This is a genomic window from bacterium (genome assembly GCA_027622355.1).
Lineage (GTDB): Bacteria > UBA8248 > UBA8248 > UBA8248 > UBA8248 > JAQBZT01.
In genome coordinates this window covers 1-9,604 of record JAQBZT010000092.1, presented here as the reverse complement: position 1 = coordinate 9,604, position 9,604 = coordinate 1, and the positions used below count along the sequence as shown (strand labels likewise).

Annotated in this window: 13 protein-coding genes; 5 read left to right on the top strand and 8 right to left on the bottom strand. The window is 58.3% G+C overall.

Annotated elements, in window-relative coordinates:
• Positions 1-129 precede the first annotated feature (129 nt).
• From O2807_07095 to O2807_07085, 3 genes are all read left to right on the top strand, one after another.
• Positions 130-1,683 carry a DASS family sodium-coupled anion symporter gene (locus O2807_07095; protein ID MDA1000267.1) on the top strand — a complete coding sequence of 518 codons (1,554 nt, stop codon included), beginning with the start codon at positions 130-132 and terminating at the stop codon, positions 1,681-1,683.
• 125 nt (positions 1,684-1,808) lie between these two features.
• Entirely contained in the window at positions 1,809-2,096 is a 288-nt protein-coding gene (locus O2807_07090; protein ID MDA1000266.1) for a chorismate mutase, read from the top strand.
• Between the two features lie 253 nt (positions 2,097-2,349).
• The gene (locus O2807_07085) at positions 2,350-3,534 is read left to right on the top strand and encodes a DNA recombination protein RmuC (protein ID MDA1000265.1); all 1,185 of its coding nucleotides are present in this window, start codon (positions 2,350-2,352) and stop codon (positions 3,532-3,534) included.
• Positions 3,535-3,551: 17 nt separating this feature from the next.
• Here the strand turns inward: O2807_07085 and O2807_07080 are convergent, their stop codons facing one another.
• Positions 3,552-4,025: a hypothetical protein gene (locus O2807_07080; protein ID MDA1000264.1), complete on the bottom strand. Its 474-nt coding sequence runs from the start codon at positions 4,023-4,025 to the stop codon at positions 3,552-3,554.
• 182 nt (positions 4,026-4,207) lie between these two features.
• On the opposite strand from O2807_07080, the gene O2807_07075 reads away from it, so the two are divergent.
• Together O2807_07075 and O2807_07070 are read left to right on the top strand one after the other, a co-directional pair.
• Entirely contained in the window at positions 4,208-4,534 is a 327-nt protein-coding gene (locus O2807_07075; GenBank protein MDA1000263.1) for a hypothetical protein, read from the top strand.
• Positions 4,535-4,596: 62 nt separating this feature from the next.
• Positions 4,597-5,268, top strand: coding sequence for a hypothetical protein (locus O2807_07070; GenBank protein ID MDA1000262.1), 672 nt, complete (start codon positions 4,597-4,599; stop codon positions 5,266-5,268).
• A gap of 4 nt (positions 5,269-5,272) precedes the next feature.
• Here the strand turns inward: O2807_07070 and O2807_07065 are convergent, their stop codons facing one another.
• The 7 genes from O2807_07065 to O2807_07035 all read right to left on the bottom strand — a co-directional run.
• Entirely contained in the window at positions 5,273-6,055 is a 783-nt protein-coding gene (locus O2807_07065) for an XRE family transcriptional regulator (GenBank protein MDA1000261.1), read from the bottom strand.
• 21 nt (positions 6,056-6,076) lie between these two features.
• Positions 6,077-6,331 carry a hypothetical protein gene (locus tag O2807_07060; GenBank protein MDA1000260.1) on the bottom strand — a complete coding sequence of 85 codons (255 nt, stop codon included), beginning with the start codon at positions 6,329-6,331 and terminating at the stop codon, positions 6,077-6,079.
• Positions 6,332-6,485: 154 nt separating this feature from the next.
• Entirely contained in the window at positions 6,486-7,268 is a 783-nt protein-coding gene (locus O2807_07055) for an enoyl-CoA hydratase/isomerase family protein (GenBank protein ID MDA1000259.1), read from the bottom strand.
• Positions 7,269-7,405: 137 nt separating this feature from the next.
• The gene (locus tag O2807_07050; protein ID MDA1000258.1) at positions 7,406-8,236 is read right to left on the bottom strand and encodes a sulfite exporter TauE/SafE family protein; all 831 of its coding nucleotides are present in this window, start codon (positions 8,234-8,236) and stop codon (positions 7,406-7,408) included.
• A gap of 143 nt (positions 8,237-8,379) precedes the next feature.
• On the bottom strand, positions 8,380-8,898 hold the full coding sequence (locus O2807_07045) for an OsmC family protein (protein ID MDA1000257.1): 519 nt from the start codon (positions 8,896-8,898) through the stop codon (positions 8,380-8,382).
• A gap of 77 nt (positions 8,899-8,975) precedes the next feature.
• The gene (locus tag O2807_07040) at positions 8,976-9,395 is read right to left on the bottom strand and encodes a hypothetical protein (protein MDA1000256.1); all 420 of its coding nucleotides are present in this window, start codon (positions 9,393-9,395) and stop codon (positions 8,976-8,978) included.
• Positions 9,395-9,604: hypothetical protein (locus tag O2807_07035; protein MDA1000255.1), on the bottom strand; the 210-nt coding region annotated here is incomplete at its 5' end. The genes O2807_07035 and O2807_07040, both read right to left, overlap by 1 nt.

Below are 9,604 nucleotides of genomic sequence, written 5' to 3'. Positions count from 1 at the left end.
GGCTCCGGATGGCGGGCGACCCGCTCTCCAAAATCCCTGCGGCCGAGAGAAGTGCCCATAATTAAGACTGCGCCTGTTCGACGGCGCTCCTGTTTCCGGAGTGGAACTTGAAAAGGGAGGGACTTGCGCATGGAGGAGGGTGGAGCGGGTAATTTTACGAGACAGCAGGCCGGGCTCTGGCTGGGATTGGCGCTTTTTGTATTGTTTCTCATCCTGCCGGCGCCGGCGGGGATGACGCCCGCCACCATGCGGATGGCGGCAGTGGCCGTGCTGATGGCGACCTGGTGGATCTCCGAGGCCGCGCCGATTTCGGCGACCGCGCTGGTTCCGCTTGTGCTCTATCCGCTTCTCGGCATCATGGGGAGCCGGAAGGTGAGCCTGGCCTACGCCAACCATCTGGTTTTCCTTTTTCTCGGCGGCTTTTTGATCGCCATCGCCATTGAACGCGTGAATCTCCATCTGCGCATCGCGCTCCAAATCCTCAAATTCGTCGGGGCGAGCCCCCGCCGCCTGCTCCTCGGGTTTATGGTCGCGACCGCCTTTCTCAGCATGTGGATATCGAATACGGCGACGACCATGATGATGCTGCCCATCAGCCTGGCGGTGGTGACAGAGATCGCCATTCAGACGGGGAAGGCAGAAGAAATCCACCAGGAGGGGATGAACAAATTCGGGATCGCCATGATGCTGGCCATCGCCTATGCGGCCAACATCGGGGGGATCGGAACATTGGTGGGGACGCCGCCGAACATCGTGTTCGCCGGTTTTGTGAAGCGGCTCTTTCCGGCGGCGCCGGAAATTACTTTTCTCAAATGGATGATGGTCGGGGTGCCCTTGGTGATCGTGTTCATCGCGGTCGCCTGGTTCTATCTCTCTCGCCGCGTCGATGCGGAGACGAAAGGAACCGCCGGGGGCACCAGTGTACGGGAAATAATCGAAGATCATTTGCGGTCGCTGGGGCCGATGACGAAGGGTGAACGGATTGTTCTGTTGGTTTTCGTCACGACGGCGCTGCTGTGGATCTTCCGCAGTCCGATCCCGATCCCATATTTGACCATTCCTGGGTGGTCTTCCCTGTTCGAGAGCCCAAAGCTCCTCCATGATGCCACCGTGGCCATGGGGATGGGACTGCTTCTGTTTTTCCTGCCACTCGACTTCAAGCGGAGAGAGTTCATCCTGAACTGGGATCTGGCGCACGAACGTGTGCCTTGGGGAGTACTCCTTCTCTTTGGCGGCGGTTTTGCGCTCGCGGCGGGGTTTCAGCAAACCGGCCTCACGAAATGGATCGGGGAGACGCTCGGAGTGTGGAAGGGATTCCCGCCGATCGTCATGATCCTGGGGACGGCGCTTTTGATGACGTTTTTGACTGAGGTGACATCCAATACAGCCACCACGACGATGATGATGCCCATTCTTGCGGCGACGGCGGTCGGGCTCGGGACACATCCGTTTTTGCTGATGATTCCGGCGACGCTGGCGGCTTCGTGCGCTTTCATGCTCCCTGTGGCGACGCCCCCGAACGCTATCGTTTTCGGAAGCAAGATGTTGACCATCCCGCAGATGGCCCGGGCGGGGCTGGCGATGAATTTGGTGGGGGTCATTCTCGTCACGGCGTTGATGTATCTGGTGGCTTTTGCGGTTTTTGGAATCACGGCGGGGGTGGTCCCGATCTGGGCCCGGTAGTGTCCTTTTCGCAAGACAAGCCCAGTGTTACTCGCCGGAAAGCGAAAAGCGCTGCCGCCATGTATAATGCCCGCTAAAGAAAACCAGCACGGGGCGGGCGCCGGTCCGGCTCCGGGAGGGATTGAATGACCGAGGAACTTTCCGGGCTTCGGCGCCGGATTGACGAATGCGATGCCGAACTGGTCCGTTTGATCGCCGAGCGCCTCCGGGTTTGCCAGGAGGTGGGGCGCTTCAAGGGGGAGCGGGGGATGGAAATCCGCGTTCCCGAGCGTGAGGGAGAGGTCATCTCCAGGGTGCTCAAACTGAACGACGGGCCGTGTCCCCCGGAAACGCTCGAAAAAATCTTCCGCCTCCTGATCGAAGCGGCGGTTCGGCTGGAAGCCCCGGAGGCTCCGGCGCCGCCCAAGGATTAGCCGCGCCGCCCCGAGGGGGAAACGCTCCGAATGTCCGCTGCCGCCCGCGTTTGAGGGATATCTTGGATTCCGGTCTGCTCATCTGGATTTTGATCGCCGGCGCCGCGGGTTATGCCTTGGCATGGCTGGCCTCGAAGTCGCGCCGCGCCGTGCTCGATGCCCGGCTCGCCGCCTCCGAAGAGGCGGTTCCTACCGCGCAGAAGCCGAGGGCAGGGGCCGCGAAGTCACGGACCTCAGGAGCGACCTCGCCCGGATGGAAGAGCGCGTTGCCTCCGTGCGGAAGGCTTCGGAGGAGAGGCTTGCTGATCTGGGCCGGATGGAGCAGGAGTTCCGCGAGGCCTTCCAGGCCCTCTCCTCCGAGGCGCTCAAGAGCAACAACCAGTCTTTCCTCGATCTGGCCAAGTCGACCCTCGAAAAATTTCAGACGGAAGCGAAAGGGGATCTGGAGTCCCGCCAGAAGGCGGTCGAGGTGCTCGTGAATCCGATCAAGGAATCGATAGACAAAATAGATTCCCAGATGCGCGAGATTGAAAAATCACGAGAGGGCGCCTACAGCGGTCTTCTGGAGCAGGTCAAGGCGCTGGGCTCTACGCAGCAGAGACTTCAACAAGAAACCGGAAACCTGGTGCGGGCGCTGGGCTCTCCCGGCGTGCGGGGCCAATGGGGTGAGATGCAGCTTCGCCGCGTCGTGGAACTGGCCGGGATGATTTCGCACTGCGACTTTACGGAGCAGGAGTCGCTTCAGACCGAGGGAGGCAGGCTCCGTCCCGACCTCATTGTACGTCTGCCGGGCCAGAAAAATGTCATCGTGGACGCCAAGGCTCCCCTACATGCTTTTATTCAGGCCCAACAAGCGGAGGAGGAAAGCCAGCGTGTGCACCACTTGAAGGAACATGCCCGGCTGGTCCGCGATCATATCCAGAAACTGAGCGCCAAGGAGTACTGGAGCCAGTTCGAGTCAACGCCTGAATTTGTGGTGATGTTTCTGCCGGGGGAGAGCCTTTACAGCGCCGCTTTCGAGCAGGAGCCCGCGCTCATCGAGGAGGCAATGACGCGCCGGGTTATTCTGGCGAGCCCCATCAACCTGATCGGGCTGCTCTGGACCATTGCGTACAGCTGGCAACAGGAGAAGATCGCCGAGAGTGCTCATCAAATTGGTCTTCTCGGAAAAGAACTGCATCAGCGGCTCCGGACGATGGCGGGCCATTTCGGCACTTTGGGGAAGAGTCTCGATCGAGCGGTGGAATCCTACAACAATGCGGTAGGTTCCTACGAAACCCGCGTCCTGATATCAGCCCGCCGTTTCGAGGACTTGGGAACGCCTGTTTCGGGAGTCATCGATCCGCTCTCGCCGATCGAACGCACCCCGCGTGTCCTCAATGCGCCCGAGGTCGAATCCCCGCCGGTCATCGATCTGGAGCAGCGAAAAAAGTATTAGCCCCGTGGATGTTTGTCTTAAAGTCCCCGCAGTTCGGGATACTTTCTGCGCATTCCGTCTTGAAACCACCGCGGGTATTCAGGCCAGCGGGATGCGATGTGCTCCAGGTCGTCGGCGTCGGGATCGAGATCGTCCAGGAGAAGGCTTCGCGGGAGAAGCAGGGGAACGGAGAGAACCTCGCCCTGCCGGCCGATAATTTTCCGGGCCTGGAGAAGGCGGGCGCGATCCGCTTCGATGGCCTCGACGGCATGAAAGCCTTGGACGATTTGATGGAGGTAGGCGCTCAATGCTTCCAGGTTTAGCTCAAACTCCTCGATCGGCTCCGCGCATTCATGTTCGTAGTGGAAGTGCCCCTTGCGGAGCTCTTCACATACCTGCCAGATGGGCACCTGGGCCGTGAGGGGCAGGTACTCGTCCACCAGAATATCGGGGAGGTTGTAGCGGTCCGCGCCGCGAACAATGAGATCGAGGTGGTACCGATGACGCTCCAAAAAAGAACTTCTCCAAAAAGGGTTTCTGAGAAGGCCCGCATTATCGCCCGGATCGGTGCCGGATGGACAGCCCACCGTCTTCCGTGAACAGGGAGGGCTTGTCAGGGGCCGGAACCTTGGATATAAATTTTGACTGGAATCGTTTTTTTCGGAACTGTATGTTTGTTTTGAGGAGAGAAGGAATGGGAAAGGTCAGGCATCTTGGGGCGGCCCTATTCGGGGTTTTGCTGTTTGCCGGTGGATGCGGAAGCCCCTTGTCGCCGGGCGTGAAGATCATCAGCGAGCCCACCGGCGCGACCGTGCAGGTTTCCGATGAGGTTTTCGGCAAGACGCCGGTCCTGATTTCCCGTAAGCGCCTCTTGAATCTCAGCCTGAACACCGTGATTTCGGATTTGTTCCAGACACCGGATTCTTTGACCATCACCCTGACAAAAGAGGGTTATCTGCCCAAGCAGGTGATTCTCGCGCAGAGGGATGGCGTGCTTTACGTTTCGCTTGTCAAGAAATAGTACAGCTCTCTTCAGATTCATTTCTTTATTCATCATTTCGCAACGCCCGGGAGAAGTTCTGTATGCGCCGCCATGGGATGGCACTCGGCATCCATCTGCTGGATTGCGAGCCGGGCGGTGAGGCGTCTGTCCGCGAATGGATGGATTCGGATTACCTGGCGCAAGGGGCGGAGGTTCCGGGCGTGTGCGGTCTCGCCGCCTACGAGTCCATCAGCGGCCCGCCCCGTTTCCTGGGTCTTTTCGAGGCGAACTCCGTCCACGCTTTTTACAGCGAGCCTTTTCTTTCGCTCCGCAATGGCGGGATGGCGGCCGGTTTGAAGCCGGACATCCGTATAACAGCAGACATTCAGTTTTACTGTTCGCAGATATATCCGGCGCATCCGGTTTCAGAGCCCGCGTGTCCCACGGTCGACAAAGCCGGGTTGGCGCCCGTGATCCAGTTGGGCCGGCTGCATGTTCCTCCCGAGAAGATCGCAGACTTCAACGCCTGGTACGCCCAGGAGCGTGCGCCCCTGATCGAAAAGGTTCCGGGCGTGCGGCGGATTCGGCGATATGTGCCGGTGGAGGGCGAGCCGGTCCTCATCGTTCTTTACGAGCTTGACGAAGAATCTGTTTTCGAACACGAGGACTGGAAGGCGGCCATGTCCACTCCCTGGACGGACCGGGTAAGGGCTTATTACCGCCAGGCGGCAGGCTCGCCCGGCGTATTCAAAAGACGCGGCTACGCACGGTGAGCGCCTAGAAAAGATCGTCGTCTTTTTTCGGTTTCTCCCCGCGCCCAGGGTTCGGTCTTCCGTAAGGAGGCCGATTCTCGGCCACCTTGTCCTGCCGCAGCAAATTTCTTCCGACCCAAACGACTTTTCCGATAACCCGATCGTTGAGGGACTCTCCGAGGTCGAGCTTCCAGAATTCGACGCGAAATTCGTCCCGGTTCGAGGGGACAAGCGCGACATATGCCTCATCCAGAATCTGCACCCGCTTGATGGTGCACCCTCCGTCGGTATCCCGAAGCGCGTAGAAGCTTTCCGGGTTGATATCCCGATCACCGCGATCGACAACGACGATGGAGCCGTCGGGAATGTCGGGCTCCATGCTGCGGCCGAAGATCTCCACGGCCACCAGCCTACCCGAACGATCGCCGAATTCTTTTTGGGGCAAAAACAGCCAGTCGAGGATGCTTTCGTTGACAATCCGCGCATTGCCTCCGGCTACGTTTCCGCTGACGATAGGGACGGGAACCACGTCCATATGGCCGGGCGGTAGATTCTCACCCGGTGACGCCAGTCGGACTGTGTAGTTGATTTCAGGAGAGGAGACCGCGAGCAGCTGGAAAATATCGATCTCCAGTGCGGCGGCAAGCTTTCGGAGGATCGGTACGGTGATTTCCGCCTCGTCGGCTTCGATCTTCTGGATTTTTTCCGGGTCGAGTCCGGCTCGCCGTGCCAGCGCAGAACGGGAGAAGCCTTTCTCTTCGCGGAGCCGTCGCAGACGCTCGCCCAGATTTGGATGAATTTCGCTCAAGAGACGATACCCGCCATCGGGTTACCTCTTTTTTGCCAGCGATCCCAAATTGAATCGCCCCGGGCCGGTAAGAAGCAAAACCAGAGAGGAAACGAAAAGAGTGATCGGGAAAAGATGACCCCAAAAATCAGGCAATATGTAGGCTTTTGTCTGCCAAAGAACAAATCCGGTGCCGAGGATGCAGAGAACCCCCGCCAGCCTCAGAGCGATGCCCAGGAAAAGCAGTGTGCCTCCCGCAAGACGAAAGAGAGTGAACGAGAAGGCAAGGGCCGTCATGTCCGGCCCCCGGAGCAAGCCCGACAATTGGATGCCCGTCCACTGATCTTTGACCGCAAAAAACCCAAGGTATCCGATGAGAAAACCCGTCCAAAGACGAAGCAGGGTAACCCCCCAGTCGCTTGCCTTCGCCATGTGACTCTCCGCTTGGGCGTTAGCGCGGGAAGCGGCTGAAGTCAGGCGGCCGCTTTTCGAGAAACGCCGTCATTCCCTCGTCGGACTGCTCGTTGTTCCAAACGGCGTTCAGCAGTTCGCTGCCATGCATCCAGGATGGGTAGTGCAGATCTCCCAGAAAGTTCAGATTGGTTTTCATGTAGCGAAGGGTGGCCGGGGCATGGCTCAGTATCGTGGCGCACCACTCACGGGTTTTCTCCTCGAGTGTCTCGTCCGGGACGACCTCGTTGATCAATCCGACTTCCTTGGCCTCTGCCGCCGTGAACCGCTTGGCGAGGAAGAGCATCTCCCGCGCCCTCCGATCTCCCATCAGAATGGGCAGATATTGGGTGGCGCCCACGACGGGCAAGGCCCCGACCTTGGCACCCGATTGGCCGAAGATGGCATTTTCGCTTGCAATGCAGAGATCGCAATAGAGTTGCCATTCGTTTCCTCCGCCGATGCACCATCCCCGGACCATGGCGATCGTCGGCTTGCCGCAGTTGCGGAGCGTCATGCAGAGGCGCCGCATTTTGTTGTTCCAGATATGACCCGTGGTCTGATCCAGTGCCATCATGGCGTTCATGTCGCCGCCCGCGGAGAAATTTTTTCCCTTCCCATAGAGGACGCCGACGCCGATATCGGGGTCCTCATCGAGGCGGGGGAAGGCATGAATCACTTCATCGAGGGTATCCATGTCAAAAGAGTTCAGGACTTTGGGGCGGTTGATCCCCACCCAAAGGGCGCGTTCTTTTACTTCGACGACGATATTTTTGTATTCCATCCGAACATCCCCCGAGATATGGCTTCGGAATGGGGGCGGGAAACCGTGCGCGCCCTTTCCGGTGGATAAAAGAGAAAAATCTATCCGATTTAGAATTGTCCCACAGAGCGTGTTTTTTCCGCAATCCTCGCGGGGTTTTACGGCCAGAGGAAAAGAGTTCCTTTGTAGAGCAACTGCACGGAGACGAGGACCAGGAGGAGGGCGAGGACCCGCTTCAATGTATTGGAGCCGAGCTTTTGAGATAAATAGGCTCCCCCCTGGGCGCCGGCGATAACGCCAATGGCCAGCGGGAGAACGAGATCTCCCATCGTAGAGAGGTGTCCTTGCAGGAAATGCACGAGAACGGCGATCGCGACTGTGACAAAAAGAAGGGCTTGCGTGGTCGCGGTGGCGATATGGGGCGGGACCCGGAGGAACTGGATCATCATGGACACGTATAGTGCGCCGCCGCCGATTCCGAAAAAACTGGAAAGAAAGCCCACGACTGTGCTGATCCAGATGCCGAGGCGGAAGCGGAAGCGGTATTCATAAACATGTCCGGCGCGATCGATGATGCGGCGCGGCGCCATTCCGTCATTCGAAGATGGCGAATTGTTTTTTTCCGCAGCAGGGCGGCGGAACAAGGCCACACAAAGGGCAAGGAGTACCATGCCCAGCATAATGTCAAAAGGTCCCCGGTTCACTTTGCTGGTAAAGAAAACCCCAAGTACAACCCAGGGAGATGCGGCGAGGCTGTAGGTGAGACTGGTTTTGAGATCGATGCGGCCGAGCCGGAAGTAGGCGATAGAGCCCGAGAGGGCGTTGAGGCCGACGACGGAGAGAGAGGTCGCCGTAATAATTTGGGAAGGTTTTTCCGGGAAAATGAGCAGAAGGAGGGGAGTGAGGATGAAGCCGCCGCCCGCTCCGACGAGAGTGCCGAGAAGTCCGACGCCCAGGCCGAGCAGAAGAAATCCCGCAAAAAATAGCATGGAACCTCCCTGAAAACTTCGCTTAGGGGTGGATAGGCTTCGCCGCAGGTTTTGTCAAGGAAGCGTGCCCTACGGGACGCGTTGCGGGTTATCCGGCGGGCAGGGCAAACGCGACAAACTATTGGGGAACCGTTTGCGCTCCGCTACGGGTTCGCATTGGCGCGGCATGAGACATCAAATTGGGGCGGTTGGCGCAGCGTTTGATACACCACGCAGTACCGTTCCGTCAGCTTTAAAAGCGTTTCCAGCTGTTCGGGAGTGGCGTCGGTATCCAGCTCGAATCGCAGCCGAATGCCGGTGAAGCCCACATGGGTTTCCTTGTTCACCCCGAGCGTTCCACGAAAATCGAGGTCGCCCTCGGCGATGACTTTTCCGCCGGTCACGGGTATCTCCAGAGCCGTTGCAACGGCCGTCAAGGTGACGCCGGCGCATGCGACGATAGCTTCGAGAAGCATGTCGCCCGAACATGCGTGAAATCCCGTGCCCCCGGTAGCCGGATGCAAACCGGCTTCCACAAGCGCTCTGCCTGTTTCGACCTTGCAGGTGAGATGGTCCGCTCCCAGCGTACCCTCCGCCCGCAGTTGGATTTTCGCCGCCTCAGGGTCCTTGTGGTAGCGCTCCTTGATTGGCGCCTGCAACGCTTTCAAGTTTTGGGCATCCATGAAAACCGGCTCCATCGGTGAAAGGATATTCGTGCCGTATTGCGGATACAGGGGGAGGGCGAGGAGGGGGCGGACAGCTACATCTGCCGGCCTTTCGGAGTAGTTCTTTTTGCGGCAATTTTCTTTTCGAAGTTGACCGAGACGCGCTCCTTGTTGCACCAGTCGATCAATTCTTGAAGCTCGCTCTTGATCTGCACCGGCATGCGCGAAAGTTCCTCCCGCCTTCTCTTCATGACATCGATCTGGACCATGTTGGTTTTTTGAATTTGGAGAAAGCGGTTGAGTTCACCCTTGGCTTGTTCCGCTTCGGGCGTGAGCTTGGCCAAAGCCTGCTTGCCCTCGTTGATTTGTCTCCGGAGACCCGAACAGGCCATCTGGTTGCGGATTTTAATGAGGAAGCCGAGAATGAGAAAAACTGTGACGAGGCCGATCAGGAGGAGTTCAGGGCTGCTGACGGCAAAAAAAAGTTCGTATAAGAATTGGGCGATGACATCCACTATTCATCATCCCCCGACGTATAATCCGAGCCGCGGAAATAGCGGGCGTCCGGATCATTAGTGTAGAATTCTTTCACTTCCCTGTATAGATTCAGCTGGCCCGCCAGATTTTCTTTTTCTATTGCTTCTTCTATCTTCTCACCGGAATTATGCGGCAACCGAGGCCCTTGCCCCGATTCCGCATCGATTGCCCACAATTCCGACCGCGT